The 18,115-nt window shown below is 65.9% G+C and carries 21 protein-coding genes; 6 read left to right on the forward strand and 15 right to left on the reverse strand.

Going from position 1 to position 18,115, the window contains the following annotated elements; genetic code table 11:
• Positions 1-30: 30 nt before the first annotated feature.
• Positions 31-669, reverse strand: coding sequence for an MBL fold metallo-hydrolase (locus AC5Y4H_RS16820; RefSeq protein WP_499983309.1), 639 nt, complete (start codon positions 667-669; stop codon positions 31-33).
• Here AC5Y4H_RS16820 and AC5Y4H_RS16825 point away from each other — a divergent pair.
• Genes AC5Y4H_RS16825 through purQ form a run of 3 tightly spaced genes read left to right on the forward strand, consistent with a single transcriptional unit; the run spans position 646 to position 2,351 of the window.
• Positions 646-1,380 carry an ATPase gene (locus AC5Y4H_RS16825; protein ID WP_499983310.1) on the forward strand — a complete coding sequence of 245 codons (735 nt, stop codon included), beginning with the start codon at positions 646-648 and terminating at the stop codon, positions 1,378-1,380. The genes AC5Y4H_RS16820 and AC5Y4H_RS16825 overlap by 24 nt on opposite strands.
• Positions 1,381-1,440: 60 nt before the next feature.
• Complete coding sequence (gene purS / locus AC5Y4H_RS16830; protein WP_499983311.1) at positions 1,441-1,680, forward strand: phosphoribosylformylglycinamidine synthase subunit PurS; 240 nt, start codon at positions 1,441-1,443, stop codon at positions 1,678-1,680.
• On the forward strand, positions 1,677-2,351 hold the full coding sequence (gene purQ, locus AC5Y4H_RS16835; RefSeq protein ID WP_499983312.1) for a phosphoribosylformylglycinamidine synthase subunit PurQ: 675 nt from the start codon (positions 1,677-1,679) through the stop codon (positions 2,349-2,351). The genes purS and purQ overlap by 4 nt, the downstream gene beginning before the upstream one ends.
• Here purQ and AC5Y4H_RS16840 read toward each other — a convergent pair.
• Positions 2,318-3,733, reverse strand: coding sequence for a WS/DGAT/MGAT family O-acyltransferase (locus tag AC5Y4H_RS16840; protein ID WP_499983313.1), 1,416 nt, complete (start codon positions 3,731-3,733; stop codon positions 2,318-2,320). The genes purQ and AC5Y4H_RS16840 overlap by 34 nt on opposite strands.
• 27 nt (positions 3,734-3,760) lie before the next feature.
• Complete coding sequence (locus tag AC5Y4H_RS16845) at positions 3,761-4,576, reverse strand: lysophospholipid acyltransferase family protein (RefSeq protein WP_499983314.1); 816 nt, start codon at positions 4,574-4,576, stop codon at positions 3,761-3,763.
• A gap of 148 nt (positions 4,577-4,724) precedes the next feature.
• On the opposite strand from AC5Y4H_RS16845, the gene AC5Y4H_RS16850 reads away from it, so the two are divergent.
• Positions 4,725-5,798 carry an NAD-dependent epimerase/dehydratase family protein gene (locus AC5Y4H_RS16850; protein WP_499983315.1) on the forward strand — a complete coding sequence of 358 codons (1,074 nt, stop codon included), beginning with the start codon at positions 4,725-4,727 and terminating at the stop codon, positions 5,796-5,798.
• Between the two features lie 12 nt (positions 5,799-5,810).
• Here AC5Y4H_RS16850 and AC5Y4H_RS16855 read toward each other — a convergent pair whose 3' ends face one another.
• The gene (locus AC5Y4H_RS16855; protein WP_499983318.1) at positions 5,811-6,278 is read right to left on the reverse strand and encodes a YbjN domain-containing protein; all 468 of its coding nucleotides are present in this window, start codon (positions 6,276-6,278) and stop codon (positions 5,811-5,813) included.
• Positions 6,279-6,393: 115 nt separating this feature from the next.
• Positions 6,394-7,221 carry an Rv0792c family HTH-type transcriptional regulator gene (locus tag AC5Y4H_RS16860; RefSeq protein ID WP_499983321.1) on the reverse strand — a complete coding sequence of 276 codons (828 nt, stop codon included), beginning with the start codon at positions 7,219-7,221 and terminating at the stop codon, positions 6,394-6,396.
• 157 nt (positions 7,222-7,378) lie between these two features.
• Here AC5Y4H_RS16860 and AC5Y4H_RS16865 point away from each other — a divergent pair, with 157 nt between their 5' ends.
• Positions 7,379-7,777 carry a VOC family protein gene (locus AC5Y4H_RS16865; protein WP_499983324.1) on the forward strand — a complete coding sequence of 133 codons (399 nt, stop codon included), beginning with the start codon at positions 7,379-7,381 and terminating at the stop codon, positions 7,775-7,777.
• On the opposite strand, the gene AC5Y4H_RS16870 is transcribed toward AC5Y4H_RS16865, so the two are convergent.
• From AC5Y4H_RS16870 to AC5Y4H_RS16910, 9 genes are all read right to left on the reverse strand, one after another.
• Entirely contained in the window at positions 7,771-8,235 is a 465-nt protein-coding gene (locus tag AC5Y4H_RS16870; protein ID WP_499983328.1) for a cupin domain-containing protein, read from the reverse strand. The two genes, AC5Y4H_RS16865 and AC5Y4H_RS16870, sit on opposite strands and share 7 nt — an antisense overlap.
• 3 nt (positions 8,236-8,238) lie before the next feature.
• Positions 8,239-9,696: a dihydrolipoyl dehydrogenase family protein gene (locus tag AC5Y4H_RS16875; protein WP_499983330.1), complete on the reverse strand. Its 1,458-nt coding sequence runs from the start codon at positions 9,694-9,696 to the stop codon at positions 8,239-8,241.
• 54 nt (positions 9,697-9,750) lie between these two features.
• Positions 9,751-10,434 carry a haloacid dehalogenase type II gene (locus AC5Y4H_RS16880; RefSeq protein WP_499983332.1) on the reverse strand — a complete coding sequence of 228 codons (684 nt, stop codon included), beginning with the start codon at positions 10,432-10,434 and terminating at the stop codon, positions 9,751-9,753.
• 2 nt (positions 10,435-10,436) lie between these two features.
• A complete protein-coding gene (locus AC5Y4H_RS16885) occupies positions 10,437-11,030 on the reverse strand; it encodes a TMEM175 family protein (protein WP_499983335.1) in 594 nt (197 codons plus the stop codon).
• A gap of 2 nt (positions 11,031-11,032) precedes the next feature.
• Positions 11,033-11,893: a DUF427 domain-containing protein gene (locus AC5Y4H_RS16890; RefSeq protein ID WP_499983459.1), complete on the reverse strand. Its 861-nt coding sequence runs from the start codon at positions 11,891-11,893 to the stop codon at positions 11,033-11,035.
• Positions 11,894-11,939: 46 nt separating this feature from the next.
• Complete coding sequence (locus AC5Y4H_RS16895; protein WP_499983337.1) at positions 11,940-12,986, reverse strand: zinc-binding alcohol dehydrogenase family protein; 1,047 nt, start codon at positions 12,984-12,986, stop codon at positions 11,940-11,942.
• Positions 12,987-13,105: 119 nt separating this feature from the next.
• The gene (locus tag AC5Y4H_RS16900) at positions 13,106-13,777 is read right to left on the reverse strand and encodes a TetR/AcrR family transcriptional regulator (RefSeq protein WP_499983339.1); all 672 of its coding nucleotides are present in this window, start codon (positions 13,775-13,777) and stop codon (positions 13,106-13,108) included.
• A 19-nt stretch (positions 13,778-13,796) separates the two neighbouring features.
• Positions 13,797-14,492: a TetR/AcrR family transcriptional regulator gene (locus AC5Y4H_RS16905; RefSeq protein WP_499983342.1), complete on the reverse strand. Its 696-nt coding sequence runs from the start codon at positions 14,490-14,492 to the stop codon at positions 13,797-13,799.
• A gap of 59 nt (positions 14,493-14,551) precedes the next feature.
• Entirely contained in the window at positions 14,552-15,421 is an 870-nt protein-coding gene (locus AC5Y4H_RS16910) for an alpha/beta fold hydrolase (protein ID WP_499983345.1), read from the reverse strand.
• Positions 15,422-15,652: 231 nt separating this feature from the next.
• On the opposite strand from AC5Y4H_RS16910, the gene AC5Y4H_RS16915 reads away from it, so the two are divergent.
• A complete protein-coding gene (locus tag AC5Y4H_RS16915; protein WP_499983346.1) occupies positions 15,653-17,356 on the forward strand; it encodes an MOSC domain-containing protein in 1,704 nt (567 codons plus the stop codon).
• Positions 17,357-17,359: 3 nt separating this feature from the next.
• Here the strand turns inward: AC5Y4H_RS16915 and AC5Y4H_RS16920 are convergent, their stop codons facing one another.
• Entirely contained in the window at positions 17,360-18,100 is a 741-nt protein-coding gene (locus tag AC5Y4H_RS16920) for an SDR family NAD(P)-dependent oxidoreductase (RefSeq protein ID WP_499983348.1), read from the reverse strand.
• Positions 18,101-18,115 lie beyond the last annotated feature (15 nt).

Raw genomic sequence — 18,115 nt, forward strand, 5'->3', positions numbered from 1 at the left:
ACTGGGCAACCGGCGCCGAGCCACCCGCCGCTAGAACGTGACGGCGTTTTCTTCCGGCAGCACCTGGAAGTCGGTGGTGGTCATCTCGGTGAGCCGGCCGTAGTAGATCCCCCGTGCATCCGGGGCGATGATTCCCTGGTGAATGGGAGCGGCGCGCTGCGGAGCCACGGCACGCAGGTAATCGACCGCCTCGGACACCTTCATCCAGGGCGCGGCCGCCGGCGTGGCCAGGACGTCCACCGGCTCGTCGGGCACAAAAAGCGCGTCACCGGGATGCATCAACCGGGCACGATGGTCGGCATCGCCCACCAGAAACGAAATGTTCTCTATCACAGGGATTTCCGGGTGAATCACCGCGTGTTTGCCGCCGAGGGCGCGAACGGTCAGTTCGCCGATGTGCAGCTCGTCGCCGACATGGACCTCGCGGCATGGCGCGCCCAGTTGTGCGGTGGTCTGCGGGTCCGCGTACAGCGCCGCATCCGGGTTACCCTCGAGCAACGCCGGCAGCCGTTTGGCGTCGACATGGTCGGGGTGCTGATGGGTGATCAAGATGGCGGTCAAGCCGGTGATTCCCTCGAAACCGTGCGCGAAGGTACCGGGATCGAAGAGCACGCGGGTGTGGTCAAACTCGGCAAGTAGGCACGAATGGCCGAAATGCGTCAGTTGCATATCTACGATTGTGCCTTGATGGACAAGCTGCCGACGCGCGTGATTCTGGCCATGATCCTGGTCGCCGGCAATTTTGCGGTTGCTCTGATCGTCGTCATCCCCGCCCACGCAGATCCGGAGACTTGCCCGGGCCTGTGCGATCGGATCCCGAACACCGCGTGGATCGATCAGCATGCCGTGCCGCTGGACGCCGTCTACCACTGGCCCGCCCTCGCCGGCCAGGCCGTGCAGACAACCGGTTCGGCCCCCGGCCCGCGGTTCCGGTTCGAGGAATTGTGCGCCGCGCCGGCGACAACCCAGGATCCCCGCGATTCGGCCGTCGCGGCTCGCTCGACGGTTCAGCATCCCGACGGACAGTGGCAACTGCAGGCCCAGGTGCTGCACTGGCGGGGTGACACCGCCCGCGGGGGGACCATCGCGACCACGGCCTTCAGCAATGCCGTCGCGGCTCTACGGGCCTGCCAGCAGCGCGCACCGCAGGAGTCACCGTCGTTGACCACCGACGAAGCGAATCGGATGGCCGCCGTGATCAGCGGTCCGGTGGTGATGCACACCTATGTGTTCGCCCAACCGGCCAGCAGCACGATCAGCGAGCTCACGCTCTGGTCCACGGCGCCGCCGCAGACAGCCTGGCCGGCGATGGCGGACGATCCGGTGCTCAATGCCATGAGCGCGCCCCTCTGCGAGGCCTACATTGCGTCGTGCCCGTGATCCGAGCTGCGCTTTCGCCGGTAGAGTGGCGCCGGAAACGCCAACTGAGGAGGAGCGCCGGTGGCCCGGGTGATCGTGAGCGTGATGCCCAAAGCGGAGATTCTCGACCCGCAAGGTCAAGCGATTGTGGGCGCGCTGGCTCGCCTCGGACATCCGGGAATCTCAGAAGTGCGGCAAGGCAAGCGGTTTGAGCTTGAGGTGGACGACAGCGTCGACGATTCCGCGCTCGCCGAAATCGCGGAATCGCTGTTGGCGAACACCGTGATCGAAGACTGGACGATCAGCCGGGAGAAGCAGTGACGGCACGCATCGGGATCATCACCTTTCCCGGCACGCTCGACGACGTGGACGCCGCCCGTGCGGCGCGACGGGTCGGTGCCGAGGCGGTCAACCTGTGGCACGCCGACGCCGATCTCAAAAGCGTCGACGCCGTGGTGGTGCCCGGCGGGTTCTCCTACGGCGACTACCTGCGGGCCGGTGCGATCGCCCGGTTCGCGCCGGTGATGACCGAGGTGGTCCAGGCCGCGCGGCGCGGCATGCCGGTGTTGGGCATTTGCAACGGTTTTCAGGTGCTCTGCGAGGCCGGACTGTTGCCCGGCGCGCTGACCCGCAATGTGGGACTGCATTTCATCTGCCGCGACGTGTGGCTGCGGGTGGCCTCGACTTCGACCGCCTGGACATCGCGCTTCGAGCCCGACGCCGACTTGCTGGTCCCGCTGAAATCGGGAGAGGGACGCTACGTGGCGCCCGGCGAGGTGATCGAGGAGCTCGAGGGCGAGGGTCGGGTGGTGTTCCGATACCACGACAACGCCAACGGTTCGCTGCACGACATCGCCGGGGTCAGTTCCGCCAACGGCCGAGTGGTGGGTTTGATGCCGCATCCCGAGCATGCCATCGAGGCGCTGACCGGGCCGTCCGACGACGGCCTTGGCCTGTTCTATTCGGTGCTGGACGGCGTGCTGGCCGGCTGAGCGAAAACGCCTGCAACGTCGCGTAATTCGGCAAAGGACGCACCGATGGCGTCCGTCGCCTCATGCGGATCGTTGAAGGTCTGGTCGTCGGTGAGCACCGCGACGCCGAGCCGGTCCACGTAACTCCATACGGTGATGTTGACCGGGGCGCCGGGCGACAGCACACCGGTGGAATAGATTTCGGTGACCGCCGCGCCGCCGAAGTGGCCCCGCTCACGCGGCCCCACCACGCTGGACACCGCGACGTTCATCAGTTTGTTCGGCGCGTCGCGCTGACCCAACCACCGGAATGCGGCAGGGGCGAATGCGGTCGGAAGGTAGGACATCATCTTCCCGTAGAGCTCCGGGCCGAGGACTTCGTGGTCCTCCTTCGCGATCTTGGTGGCCAGGGCGACCAGCCGGGCCCGCTCCACGGGGTCGCCCACATGTACCGGCAGCGAGACCATCAGTCCGCTGATCTCATTGCCGGTGATGCGGTCGGACTTGTCGGTGGCCGTCGGCACCGAGGCGATGATCGGGCGGTCGGCCGCACCGTCATAAGCCAGCAACAGCGTTCGCAATCCGCCGGTGGCCATGGCCAGCACCACGTCGTTCACCGTGATGCCCAACGCCTTTGCCGTCGCCTTCACCTCCGGCAGCGACAACGACGTGCTGGCGAAGCGGCGTTGCGGCGAGACGAGATGGTTGAGGAAGGTCGGTGGTGCGTCGAACGCGTCGGCCAGGTCGGGGTGGCCCCCGCGCTCCCGGGACCGGCGGCGCACTCGCATCATTCCGACGGCTGCGTCCCTGAGCAGGCCGGGCAGCGCGCCGATCTGTCGGACGTGGTCGCGTGCCGCCGCACGCAGCAGGTCGGCGCTGGACGTAGTGATGCCTGCCTCGTCGTTGTCACGCTCGTCGGTCAGGCCGTCGCGCAGATCCATCGCACGGGCCAGCAGGTTGACCGACGCGACGCCGTCGGCCAGCGCATGGTGAACCTTGCCGATCAAGGCGAATCGGCCACCGGCCAGACCCTCGGCGAAATGAAACTCCCACAGTGGCCGGCGGCGGTCCAGGGGAACCGACGCCACCTCGCCGATCACCTGGTCGAGCTCGCGCCGGCCGCCCGGTGCGGGTACCTGCACTCGCCGCAGGTGATAGTCCAGGTCAACGTCGCAGTTCTCCTGCCACATGGGGTGGTGCAGATGCCAGGGGATGTCAACGAGCTTGTAGCGCAACGGTTCTAGCAGGTGAAGCCGACGACGCACGTGCCGGCGGAAGGCCTCGAAACCGAATTCCCCGTCGAAGTCGGCGGGGTCGATGACGGCCACCTTCAGCGTGTGCGTGTGTAGGTTGGGCGTCTCGCTGTAGAGCAGCATCGCGTCCATGCCGTTGAGTCTCTTCACACGCCACCTCCAGCGGCTCGGACGCCGTCAGCCCAGGATCGGGAACCGGCGCTCGCCCGCGAGCCGCTCGAGTGCGGCCTCCATGACGGCGCGTACATGGGCGTCGACCTCGTCAACGTCGGGGTCGTTGCCGAACTGGGCGGTGATGTCGACCGGTTCGAGAACCTCGGTGACAATCTTTGCCGGCAGGGGCACATTGGGCGGGAAGATGACGCTCAAACCGAACGGGAACCCGACGCTGATCGGCAGAATGTCCATTCGCGCTTTGGTTAGCCCCAGCTTGCGGGCCAGCCAGTTCCCACGGGTCAGGAACAGCTGGGTCTCCTGGGCGCCGATGGATACGGTCGGCACGATGGGCACCCCGGCTTCGATGGCGGTCCGCACGTAGCCGGTGCGGCCATTGAAGTCGATGGTGTTCGCACCGAAGGTCGGCCGGTAGGAGTCGTAGTCGCCGCCGGGGAATACCAGCACGACCGCGCCGGAGTGCAGGGCGGTGGCGGCGTTTTCGCGGCTGGCCTCGATGACCCCGAGGCGGCGCAGCCAGCCGTCTAAAGGTCCCATGAACAGCCCGTAATGGCCCAGCGTGTAAACCGGGCGGTCGTAGCCGAACCTGTTGTAGAAGGCCGGGGAGAAGATCAGCACATCCGGGGTGAGCATTCCGCCGGAGTGATTGGAGACCACCAGAACCCCACCCGAGGCCGGGACGTTGTCGATGTTTCGCACCTCGGCCCGGTAATACCGCTTGATGGCCGGTCCGAGCACCTTCGCCACCTGTTCGGTGAAAGCCGGATCCCATTTGGCGGTCTCGTGGTTGTCCGCCGCGTCAACACCGTTGCCCGCCATGGCTCCCCGCTGTCTGCTCCTGCTCTTCGCTGTTTGTTGCCGGTGTGACGCCAGTCTCAAACCTGAGCGTCCAGGTGACATATGCTACTCTCCATTTAAGAGAATGTCATATCCGTTTGCTGTGGAGGCGAACGGTCAATGGGGGAGCATGTCCGAAAAGGTCGTGGTGACCGGAGGTTTCGGGCTCGTCGGCTCGCAAACGGTGCGCCGCCTGGTGGCCGAGGGCCATCGCGTCGTCGCGACCGACCTCGGCACTGCCGCCCAGCGCAAAGCCGCGGGAGCACTGCCGGCCGGCGCCGAGCCGCACTGGGCGGATCTGACCGTTCCGGGTCAGGTGGACCGACTGCTCGCCGAGACATCGCCCACCGCCATCGTTCACCTGGCCGCGGTGATCCCACCGGTGATCTATCGGCATCCCGCGCTGGGGCGCCGCGTGAACGTCGACGCCACCGTCACGTTGCTGCGCGCGGCGCAATCGAGACGTCAGCCGGTGCGGTTCGTTCTGGCGTCCAGCAATGCCGTGTACGGCGCGCGCAACCCGCACCGGCATCACGAGCTGTTACGTCCGGACTCCCCGATGAACCCGGCCGACCTCTACGGCGCTCATAAGGCCGAAGTGGAACGGCACCTCCGAGCGTCGGACCTCGAATGGGTCATCTTGCGCCTGGCCGGGGTGATCAGTGTCGAACCGGACCCCATGCCGTTCAGTGTCGATGCATTGTTCTTCGAAAGTGCCCTGCCGGCCGATGGCCGCATTCACACCGTCGACGTCCGCGACGTCGCGCGGGCGTTCGCCGCTGCGGTCACCGCCGACGTCGCCGGTGAGACGCTGCTGATCGCCGGCGACGAGTCGCACATGATTCGGCAAGGCCAGGTCGGTCAGTCGTTGGCCGCCGCCCGCGGTCTGGTCAATGTCCTGCCCGTCGGCCGGCCGGGCGACCCGGACAGCGACACCGACTGGTTTGTCACGGACTGGATGGATACGGTTCGCGCCCAGGAGGTTCTGCAATTCCAGCGCCACTCCTGGCCGGACATGCTCACCGAGATGCGCGCCGCCGCCGGGTGGCGGAGATACCCGATGCGGCTGATTTCGCCCGTTGTTCGACGGTTCCTCAAAAGCCGCGCGGCCTATCGGGATGCGCCCGGATGCTATGCCGACCCGTGGGGTGCGATCCGGGCCAGGCTGGGAGACCCGCGCCCGGATGCTCCGTCGGGTAGGTAGCCTGCCCGTACTTCAGCCGGCGTCGCGCAGCAACGGCCGTTCCATGGGCGGCAATTCGACCGTGGGGTTCAGCTCCTCGAACAGTTCGGTGGCGTCCGCGATGGTCTGGTCGACGAAGGCAGCGAAATCGTTGAAGGAGACGTCGTTTCGGATCCATTGCGACTTGCGGGCCATCACGCCGATGCGCTGCGGGTCCGACGAACCGTGCACGATCGCGGTGACCTGGCGATCAAGGCGGTTCCACCGATCGCAGAAATAGGTCACCCAGGAGCGATCGGCCGCGGGGAAGTAGCACGCGGGACTGACACGGATGATCAGCACGTCGTCGTGCGCGGGAGAGATCTCGAAGTGAACATGCAAGCGCCGCGGAGCGTTGCTGACGAAGAAGTACTCGCCGTCGTGGTGGCCCCGAAAATAGCGGCGCCCGCGGGTGCGCAGGTAACGTTCGACCAGGTTCGCGCACAGTTGCTCACTCGTCATGATGTCGATGGTGCGGCCTGTGACTTTGGGAATGCTTTGAGCAAAGCCAAGCGGCACCGAAGAATCGGTTGAGAATTCGCTGAGTGAGGTCGCCTGGCGGTGGTTTGACCCCCGCTCAGGTGGGCTCGCGCCGTTCCACGATGCCGGCGCTGGGGCCGGGCACGGTGCGCGGTAGCGTGACCGAAAACCTGTACCGCTCGGGACGGTAGTGGAATTCCACGACCTCGACCGGCTTTTCGTCTCGGCTGTAGCTGGTGCGTTCCAACACCAGCACCGGAGAGCCCAGCGGCAGATTCAGAGCGCCGGCCACCTCCAACGACGCGCCGGCCGCGTGGATCTCATAGTTGGCTCGGGCGATCGGAACGTCCAGTCGCCGCTCCCACATGGTGTAGGTGCTTTCCATCGCCTGCGCGGTCTGCTCATCGGTCGCGCTCTTCAGCAGTGGCTCCACCGCCTTGCCCAAACCAGGTGGCAGGTAGGCGATCATCAGGGCCAGCGGCTGGTCACCGTCGCGAAAACGCCTATGCACACACAGGACTTTGGACAGCCCCAGCGCCTCGGCAATGCGTTGCGGCGCGTCTTCGACGCGATGCGACAGGACGTCGACGTTCGGCGTGATTCCGGATTCGGCCAGCACCTCGGTGATGGTGCGCACGCCGGGTCCGAGCCCTTGCTTCACCGGGTTGGCCACGAACGTGCCCAGACCCTGCTTTCGCACCAGCCATCCCTGTCGTTCGAGGAGTCCGACCGCCGCGCGCACGGTCACCCGGCTCACGCGGGTGCGATCGATGAGTTCTCGCTCGGTCGGCAATCGCGCCCCGCGCGGCAGGCGCTGTCTGACGATGGCCGCCTTGAGGGCTTCGGCGAGTTGCGTGCTGGCCGGCACGCTGCCGCGCGAGATCCGGAGGTCGGCAACATCGAGGTCCAGCTGGTCGGGGCCCATGAGATGTATTAAAACGTCCTGTCCGCTGGGCGTAAAGCAACGCTCCCTGGCGCGGAAGGCCTCCTTGGACGGATTACTCTGGCAGCGAAAGGTTTTCGCGCGTGAGGCACCCGGTGGACGGGTGGGTGCGGTTTTGCGCGGGTCAGGAGGGTCGGAGGTGTCGATCGCCGTGGAACGCTTCGACCACATTGTCCTGAATTGCCGCGACGTTGAGGCCACCGCCGCGTGGTACGAGCGGGTGCTGGGCATGCGGCGCGAGACCTTCGGGCCGTCGCGGAGGACGGCGCTGTGCTTCGGGGATCAGAAGATCAATCTACGACCCGTCGGCGCGTTGGCCGACGATCCCGACTGGTTCACCGGGTCCGTCGAGGCCGCCGGTTCCGAAGACCTGTGCTTCGTCACCCGTGCCGGCCCCGATGACGTCCGTGCCCATCTGTGCGCGTGCGGAGTGGAGGTGATCTCCGGTCCGGTGACGAAGGTGGGGGCGCTGGGCCCGATGACCTCGCACTACTGCCGTGACGTCGACGGCAACCTGGTCGAGATCGCCGTTTACTGAGGGTCAACCAGCGGATACAGGTGCGGGAGATTGACCACGATGGCTTCCTGGCTGCTGCGTGCGATCACCACCTCGGCGGTGGTGTCGGGGTCGGGGTTTTCCTCCCGGTGCGGCAGATGTGGCGGAATGAAAACGTAGTCGCCGGGGGCGGCGGCGATGCGGACCTCGCCGGTGCCGTCATGAAACACGAACTCCGGGTTACCGCTTCGCACGTAGATGGCCGTCTCGGAGTCTCCGTGATGGTGGTTGTCCGAAGCCGATTGCGGCAACGCGTGCGTCTCGCCCATCCAGAGCTTCTCCGCGCCGACCGAGCTGCCGGACAGGGCGGCGAAGCGTCGCAGCCCCTCCGATTGTGCTGTGTCGGAGCTGATCTCCGACGCCTTGACGTGCCGTACCCGGTTGCGCGCGACTGGCGCTGCCGAATCAAAGTCCGGATGAAATCCGTCTGACGTAGCCATGGGTCAATTATCGTCGGAGGCGTCCCGATACGCCTCGAGCAGTCTGAGCCACAGCTCGCTGATCGTCGGGAAGCACGGCACGGCGTGCCACAACCGGTCGACGGGCACCTGGCCGGCGACCGCGATGGTGGCCGAGTGCAGCAGTTCGGTCACGCCCGGGCCAACCATGGTGACCCCGAGCAGGTGGCCGCGATCGGTGTCGACCACCATCCGCGCGCGGCCCGTGTAGCCGTCCGCATAGAGCACGGCCCCCTTCACCACCTCGCCGATCTCGATATCGACTGTGCGGATCCGGTGTCCGGCCTGTTCGGCCTGCTGAGCCGTCAGTCCCACGGCCGCGGCTTCGGGGTCGGTGAAGAAGGCCTGCGGCACCGCACGATGGTCGGCCGTCGTCGCATGCGCCCCCCACGGTTTGGTGTCCAACGGCTTTCCCGCTGCACGGGCGCCGATGGCCGCACCGGCGATACGGCCCTGGTACTTGCCCTGGTGGGTGAGCAGGGCCCGGTGATTGACGTCACCCGCCGCGTAGAGCCAGCCGTCTTCGACGGCACCGCGCACCAGACAGGTGTCGTCCACCTCGAGCCAGCTTCCCGGCCTCAAACCCACTGTCTCCAAACCGATGTCGTCGGTCAGCGGGGCGCGGCCGGTGGCGAAGAGCACCTCGTCCACCTGTAACTCGGTGCCGTCGTCCAAGTCGAGGGCCACGTGGGAATCGTCGTCCCGCCGGCGCAACGCGCGAATCGATACCCCCATCCGCACGTCGACTCCCCCCTCGGTGAGGCCGCGCCCTATCAACTCACCGACGAAGGGCTCCATCCGCGGCAGCAGTCCCGAGCCTCGCACCAGCAACGTCACTCGAGAGCCCAAACCCTGCCACGCGGTGGCCATTTCGACACCCACGCCGCCGGCGCCCACGATGGCCAGCCGCTCCGGGACCGCGCTGGCATCGGTGGCCCGCCGGTTGGTCCATGGCTTCGCCTCAGTCAGGCCGGGCAAGTCGGGCAATGCTGTGCGACTTCCGGTGCAGATGACCACCGCATGCCGTCCGGTTACCGTCACCTGGTCGCCGGCGCCGTCGGTGACGACGACGCGGCGCGGGCCGTCCAACCGACCATGCCCCCGTATCAGGGTCGCCCCAATACCCCGTACCCAGTCGGCCTGCTCGCTGTCGTCCCAATCGGTGACGTAGCGGTTGCGGCGGCCGAACACGCCGTCGGTGCTGATGGAGCCCGTGACCGCTTCCCGAGCACCGTCGACCCTGCGGGTGTCCGAAAGCGCAATGACGGGGCGCAGCAACGCTTTACTGGGCACGCATGCCCAATACGAGCACTCGCCGCCGACGAGTTCACGCTCGACCAGAGCGACGCGCAGTCCTGCGGCCCGGGCCCGTTCGGCGGCGTTTTGGCCGATCGGGCCAGCACCGAGCACCACGACGTCAAAATCTTCGTCAGCTGCTGCCATGGTCGACGATCCTCTCGCTTGGTGGCCACGGCGCCGAGGCCCCGCTCTGGGTAGTCATCGGAGTTTGATGAGTTGCTCGGCGAGCTGACGCAGATCACTGGCGACGATATTCGGCTGCGGCAGGCCGTCCACCGGCAACGGCGCGTTGCCGTGCCGGGTGATCAGAGCCCCGCTGAAGCCGACATTCTGCGCACCCATGGTGTCCCACACGTGGGCGGCCACCATCATGCAATCCGCGGGAGCCACCCCGAGCGTGTCGCACGCATATCGATACACGGCGGCCGCGGGCTTGAAGACGCTGCGTGCATCGACGCTCAATTGGTGTTCGAAAAAGCCACCCAGCCCGGAACTCTGCAGTGCCGTCGGACCGTCCGCATTGGGCGGGGAGTTGCTCAAGGTGACCAGCCGAAAGCCGTTGTCCCGCAGCGCGGCAAGCCCGTCGGCGGCATCGGGGTGCGCCGGCATGGTGAGCAGTGCCGTCTTCAGGCGATCCAGGTCGCCGTCGGTGACGTCCACCCGGTAGATGTCGCCCAGCATGCGCAGTACCCCCTGGCCGAGAACCGGAAACGCAACGTAGTTGTCGGCCAATGTGATGGACATCGAGTACATGACCAGCTGCGCGAACCATTCCCGAAGCATCCGTTCGTCGCCGAACAGCTCTTCGAAAAGTGGTGCGAGGGAATCGATGTCGAGCAACGTCTCGTTGACGTCGAAGACGAGGACGGACGGTTTCGGCATCTCTAGGGCTCGGCATTCTTGCGTTGGGGGATGTCCGGTCGTAAATACCCCACGAGGCACAGCACAATCAGCGACATCGCGGCCACCGGCCACTTCAGCGCGACCAGCGCCGCCGCCACGAACACCCCGAGCGTGATGAAGGATCTCATCCGCAACAGCTTGCGCATCCGTCCCGAAACGTCTTCCCGGCTGGGCCGATCGACCGCCTCCCAACACAGTGCCAAATAGGTGACGTTGACCAGAACGAAGACCGCCGCGTACAGAGATACCGGCGAGGGCGCCAGCCTGCTGTCGGCGATCCACTCGGTGGTGAACGGGATCAGCGACACCGAGAACAGGTGCGCGAAGTTCGACCACACCAGCCGTGGCGTCGCGACCTGGGCGTAGTTGAACAGGTGATGATGGTTGACCCAGACGATTGCGATGAACAGATAGCTGACCACGTAGCTCAGCCCGGTGGGCCACAGCGGAAGCAGGGCGCGGAATCCGTGGGCGCTCGGCGGCCTGAGCTCCAACACCAGAATGGTGATGAGCACGGCGAACACGCCGTCGGAGAACCCACGAATTCGCTCGGGGCTGGTGTCTGGTGCCGCCACCACTACCGTCCTAACACCTCGGCCGTGTCGAGACCGCGATCGACGCCGTGCGGGATGACGGTCTGGCCGGGTTCCAGCTCAAGTCGTTTGCCGTCGAGGTGCACGTCGATCTTGTCGGGTTCGAAGGAGACCAGATTGCGGACCTTTGCGACCTCCGTCCAAGCGTCGACGTAAGACCACGCCGCGCGCTGGTGGCTGCCGACGTCATAGTAGGAGCAGATTCCCTTGTACGGGCAAAATGTCTGGATATCAATGGGTTTGAGGGCGGACTCATCGACATCCTCGCGCGGCACGTACCATCTGGGCGCAAAGCCGGACTCATACAGCGCCGACGGACGATGCGTATCGGCAATCACCCGGTCGCCATCGTGGACGACGAGATGCCTTGCAGTGGAGCGGATGTCGATGCGATGATAGGCGTCAGCGGCGTGCCCGACGATCCTTTCCTCCTCTTCGTAGAACGCGTCCATGGCGCGCCAGGCGAACGCTACCCGGCCGTCAAGCACCGCTGCATGGGCCGGCAGCCCGGTGTGCTCCCAGGCGCTGTGAATGGTCTCGCGTCCTGACGCGTTGACGGTGAACCATTGTGTGGCCCCGAGGTCGCGGTGCTGCGTCACCCGGTCTTCGGCGAGTAGCGTTCCCTCTTCGATGTCACCGCGGGGAAAGTAGGCGACCGGGTAGCGGCCCGGTTCGTGTAAGAGGACCACATCGTCACTGTCGGCGATCCACCCGTCCGCGAAGCGCACTCGCATCCGGCGACGCAACGGCTCGGCAAACAGCAGCCGAGCCGGCATCGCCTGCTCGGTCAGGAAGTGTCCGATTGATCCCGCAGCCAGAGGACCCTGCTGCCATGCCAGCCCCATCGTCGTGTCCCTTCTTCGCGAAATCTGCTGGAGTCCGGCGGTCACGTCACTGCATGACGACGACCATCTTCCCGCTGGCTTCTCCTGCCTCCATCACCCGGTGCGCTTCGCGAATCTGGTCGAAAGAGAAGATCCGTGACGGCTTTGCGTCCAGCCGGCCGTCGGCAACCTGCCGGGCGATGTCTTGCAGGGGCACGTCGGACAGCGGGAAGCCCTGTGACCCAAAGACGAAGCTGCCGAAGAAGTTCCAGTTCACACCGCTAGCCATGCGCAGCAGCGGGTTGAAATCATCAATCGGATCGAGTCCGCCGAGCCACCCGGCCAGGCAGGCCGTGCCGCCACGGCGCAGCATGTCGAGGGAGTCCAAGATGGTGCTGTTGCCCACGAGGTCCAGGACGGCATCAATGTGCTTGGCTTCGGCGATGTGGGCTGCAAGGTCGCGCCTTTCCAGCTCGACGCGCGAAGCGCCCAGTTCCTCCAGCATCGGGAAGCGATTGCTGCTTCGCGCGGTGGCGATGACTCGCGCCCCGGCGGCGACCGCCATCTTGAGCGCGGCTTGGCCGAATGCGGAGGTCGCCCCGCGTAGTAGCACTGTCTGTCCGGATTGCAGGTCGAGGTTGCGGAACAGGCACGTCCAGGCGACCGCGTAAGTTTCGGGCAGGGCGGCCAAATCCGACCAGGGAAGATCTGACTCGATGAGTGCGACATTGGCCGCGCGCACACGCGTGTATTCGGCATAGCTGCCATTGATGGTGCGGCCCAGGCCTCCCATGAGCGCCGCCACCTTGGCCCCGACCGTGAACTCGCCACCCGGGCACGAGTCGACGATGCCGACGCATTCGATGCCGCTCACTTCGGCGGCTTCGGCCCATTCACCCCGACGCATGTGCATCTCGGCGTGATTGACACCGAAACCCTTTATTGCAATGACGACTTCGCCGTCCTTGGGCAGCGGCTTGGGGATATCGGTGTAAACAAAGCTGTCCAGACCGCCGAATTTTTCCAAGATGATCGCCCGCATGGTTTGTCCGCCGGGTTGCTCTCGTACGACTGCCGGCGCGGTCGGTAGCCGAGGTGACTGGAGTATGGACATTGACCGCCTCTTTCGAGATGTTGGCGGGCGACGACGCCGAGGTGGGCGCCGCAGATAATGGGCCAGCTGACCCATTATTATGTTCGAACGTGCCCACTATGTCCAGCGGATGCCACTGCTCAAGATTTGCGCTGACCGCGAGACGGTGCGGATCGACCCGTGCGCGGAGGGGGTTGCGGCGCGAAGGAGCGGACGTAGTCGACGGCGGCGTTGACGGCGGCCCGCAACGGTTGCGGATCGCCGGTGACGTGAGTGAGCATCGCGCCGCCCTGGTGTGCGGCGACCAGCGCTACGGCCAGATGCCGCGGGTCGGCGTCCGGGCGCAGGGCGCCGCGAGCACGCATCGACTCGAGGCCGGCCCGAAACAATTCGATCCATTGGTCATATCCCATGGCGAGGTCGTCGTGTATCTCGCGGTCGGCCTCGATCAGTTCGCCGGCCAGAGACCCATAAACGCAACCCCCGACCCGGTATACGGCGTCGATGTCGGACACGCAGGCGTCGGCCCATGCCTGCAGGGCATCGAGGCTGTCGAGTCCGGCGAATTGCGGCCGAGTGTGAAAGTCCCGCACGTTATCACGGCGCGCGTAGACGACGTGCCGGGTCAGGTCGCGCTTATCGGTGAAGTAATGCGAGATCTGGGATCCGCCCACCCCGGCGCTGCGCCGTACCTGCTCGATGCTCGTGTTGGCAACGCCACGCTCGAACATCAGCCGGGCCGCGACCTCGATGATCCGCGCGCGCGTCGCCAGTCCCTTGGGGGTGAACCGCGATGGGGGTGGTTCGGTCACGTCGCCACCTTCGGCAGCCTCAACCTGCTCGTCGCGCCGGCCGGCGCGTCCGCGACCGGCGCGGCGGGCGGGGTGCTCGTTCGGCGGCGTCGGTGGCGAACATCCGTAGGTAGTTCACCGCGAAACGAACCGCATCGGCATGCGGCCACTCCTCTTGATAGGTGAATGACAGCACGCCACCTCCCTGGTGGGCGGCGATGATCACCAAGGCGAGCCGGTGCGGATCGGCATCGCGGACCAGCAGCCCGTCGTTTTGCATTCGCGCAATCGCGTGCTCCACCAAGTCGATCCACTGCCGGTAACCCGAGGCCAGCGCGTCGCGCGTGGCGTCGTCCGACTTGGCGAGCTGCGCGGTGAGGGCGTGATACGTGGGGGTGCCGAAATAGCCGATGCGCCGCAGGTAGCGCATGTTGAGGTCGATCCATCGCTCGAAGTCGTCGAACGAACGCAGGCCCCCAAGCGCGGGCTGGCGGTGAAACTCCAAGACCACGCCGATCTGGTGCCGGATCACCGCGCGTATCAGCGCCGCTTTGTCGGTGAAATAGTGGGCGAGCTGTGAGCCGCTGACCGAGGCCGCCCGGCGCACGTTGTCCATGTTCGACGCGGACAGACCCTCGGTGACGATCAGCTGTGCGGCGGCCCGCACGATCCGGTCGCGGGTGGCACGCCCCTTGGCGGTCAACCGTTGTTCGTCACGAACATCGGGATGGGCCATCGCGTCAGGCTAACCCGGCGGCGCTCCCATTTATGGGATCTTTAGCCCATACATCGGGGTCAGGCCTTGACTCGATTGGCGAGAAAGTCGCGGATCAGTCGGACCACGTCGTCGCATGCGGACTCCAACAGGAAGTGGCCACCGTCGAGCAGGTGGATTTCGGCGTCGGGGAGGTCGTCAGCGAATGCCTCGGCGCCGGCCGGGCCGAAGATCTCGTCGCCGCGGCCCCATACCGCGAGCAGCGGCACCCGGCTGGCGCGGAAGTATTCGTGCAAGCGTGGATACATGGGCGCGTTGGTGGCGTAATCGCGAAACAGCTTCAGCTGCACCAGATCGTTCCCGGGCCTGCAAAGCAACGCGTAGTCGTGATACCACGACTCGGGATTGACCAATGTCTCATCGGCGACGCCGGTGACGTACTGCCAACGGGTCGCATCCAGCGTGAGGAACTGTCGCACCGGCGCCTCGGTGTCGGGCGTCTGCTCCTGTTGATACGCCTGCACGACCTTCCAGAAGCTCTCGACGAATCCAGCGTCATAGCCATTGCCGTTCTGGCTGATGATCGCGGTGATCGCGGCCGGGTCGCGCAGGGCGAGCCTCCAGCCGATCGGCGCACCGTAGTCCTGGACGTAGATGGCGTACCGATCGACGCCCAGGGTTTGCAGCAGACCCGCCGTGAGGTCGGTCAGCGCATCGAACGTGTAATCGAACTCGTCGACCGGTGGGGCGTCGGACAGGCCGAAGCCCAGATGATCTGGCGCGATCACGTGGTAGCGGTCGGCCAGGGCGGGGATCAGGTGGCGGAACATGTACGAGCTCGTGGGAAACCCGTGCAGGAGGACCAGCGCGGGAGCCGCCGGATCACCGGCCTGACGGTAGAAGAGCCGATGGCCGTCGACGCTGGCGTACCGATGATGAACAGCGGGCATGACATGTCTCCTGAAACAACGTGATTTGCCAGCGAGCGCCGAGGCGGCGTCCGGCGAAGAAATCGCGCAACTCGATCGAGGGTTCTGGGTTATATAACCCATTATGCACCAAGCCGGCGGCGCGCAACACCCCGTAGCTTTATATGTTGCCGTGCGGATCGGCCTGCCATATTCTGGGCGAACCATCCCAGTTGGGCGACTCGCAACGGCGAGCTAGTTCGAGGTGACACAGTGGGCAGGCTTGTTTCGGTGAACGTGGGCATGCCTAAGAACGTCCAGTGGCGGGACAAAACGGTCTACACCGGGATATGGAAGGTCCCGGTTGACGGGCCGGTCATGGTGCGCCGGCTGAACATCGACGGCGACGGCCAAGGCGACCTCGCTGGCCACGGTGGGGAACAACGCGCCGTCATGGTGTATCAGAGCGAATCGTACGACTTCTGGAAGACCTACCTGGGTCGCGACGACCTACGACCCGGTCATTTCGGCGAGAACTTCACGGTCACCGGTCTTCCCGACGACGACGTCTGCATCGGCGACCGCTACCGCATCGGCGACGCCGAGTTCGAGGTCACCCAGCCGCGCGTCACGTGTTTCCGTGTCGGCGTCCGCCTAGACGAGCCCGACATGCCCAATCTCTTGGTGGCCCAACATCGTCCGGGCTTTTACCTCCGCGTGATCGCCGAGGGCCACGTCCGGGCCGGGGACGATATCGTACGTACCCGACGTGGCCGTCACGAGCTCAGCGTCGCCGACGTGGACGCCCTGCTCTACCTACCCGACCGCGACGTTGAAACGTTGCACAAGGCCATCGACGTTCCTGCGCTCAGTCCGGGCTGGCAGCAGTCCTTCCACGAGCTGCTGAACGCGCACGAGGGCACGGCATCCGCGGTGGCGCCAGCCCCACCGGGATGGAACGGATTTCGCAACCTACGGGTCACCGAGACCCGCAGGGAGAGTGCACAAGTGCTCTCGATCAGGCTCGAGGCCGAGGGCCACAACCCGCTACCGCCGGCGCTTCCCGGCCAGTACCTGACGGTCAAGATCACCGGCGCCGGAGATCCCGCCCCGCTGCGCAGCTACTCCCTCTCCGGCGATCCTTCGTCCGGTTCCTACCGGATCAGCGTCAAGCGCGAGGATCACGGTGTGGTGAGCCGGTGGCTGCACGCCCACATTCAACCGGGTTCGGTGATAGCGGCGGCAGCCCCACGCGGCGATTTCTACCTCACCGAGAACAGCGGTCCAGTCGTCCTGTTCTCCGCCGGAATAGGTGCGACGCCGGTGCTGGCGATGCTACATGCGCTGGCCGTGGCCCACAGCCAGCGCGACGTCTGGTGGTTGCACACTGCCCGCAATCGCGAATCCCAGCCATTCGCAGACGAAGTCACTACACTCATCGCGTCGCTGCCGCACGCCACGCAAAGGGTCTTCTACACCGAGACGCAGGGGCGCCTGCGCCGAGAGTCCATCGCGGCGTTGGGGCTGCCCAGCGATGCCACCGTTTACCTCTGCGGTCCAACGCAATTCATGGCGGACATGCGCGACGGCCTGGTCAGTACGGGCATCGACGCCACTCGCATTCACAGTGAGCTGTTCGGCGCGCTGCCGGCGATAAACCCGGGCATTATCGACGCCGGGGAGCCCAAGCCACCTCATCGACCGGCCGGTCCTCCCGGCCCCGGGCCGGCGATCACGTTCGCGCGCAGCGGATTAACGGTAAGCTGGTCCCCCCGCTACCCGAGCATCCTCGACCTGGCCGAAGCCTGTGACGTGCCGACCCGTTACTCCTGCCGAAGCGGGGTGTGCCACGTCTGCGCCACCGGAATCGTAGCCGGGACGACCAACTACGTTCAACGGCCGCTGGAGCTGCCCGCCGATGGTTCGGTCCTGATCTGCTCGGCGGCCCCGGAAACCGATGTGGTGCTTGACCTCTAGTCGCTACGCGGCGATCGCTCGTTGACCTCCGGTCGCGTGCAGAATTGCGCCGTTGACGTAGGAGGCGTCCGGCGAGGCGAGAAACACCACGGCGCTGGCGATTTCGCTCGCATCGGCCACTCGCTGCAGCGCGGTGATCGCCGCAATCGTGTCGAGAACACCCGGTAGGGCGGCGGCCCCGGGCGTTTCGGTCGGTCCCGCGGCCACCGCATTCACCCGCACACCCGACTCGCCGAACTCATCGGCCCACACTCGGGTCAGCTGCTCCAGGCCGGCCTTTGTGGCACCGTAGATCCCCGCGCCGCGTGTGGCGACCGACGCGGCCAGGGTGCTCACGTTCACCACAGCGCCGCTACCCCGAGCGGCCATGGCCGGAACCAACTGCTGCACCAGGATGTACGGCGCGCGCAGGTTGACGTTCACGTGTTCGTCGAAGGTCGCGTCGTCGGTGTCCGCGGTGGGACCGAATTCGTAGATGCCGGCATTGTTGACCAGGATGTCCACCTGTCCCGCCTCGGCGGCCAGTCGTCGCACGTCCTCGACATGGCTGAGATCTGCTGCGACGAAACGTGCTTTGCCGCCTGCGTTTTCAATATCACGGACAGTTTTGGCGCCGCGTTCGGCGTTGCGGCCCTGCACGACGACCTCGGCGCCGCGGCTCGCAAGCTGCAGTGCGATTTCCCGGCCGATACCCGATGTAGCGCCGGTCACCAATGCGGTCGAACCGGCCAATGTAGTTCCCATCGAAACCCTGCCTCC

The sequence above is a fragment of the Mycobacterium sp. NGS58 genome, assembly GCF_059812385.1.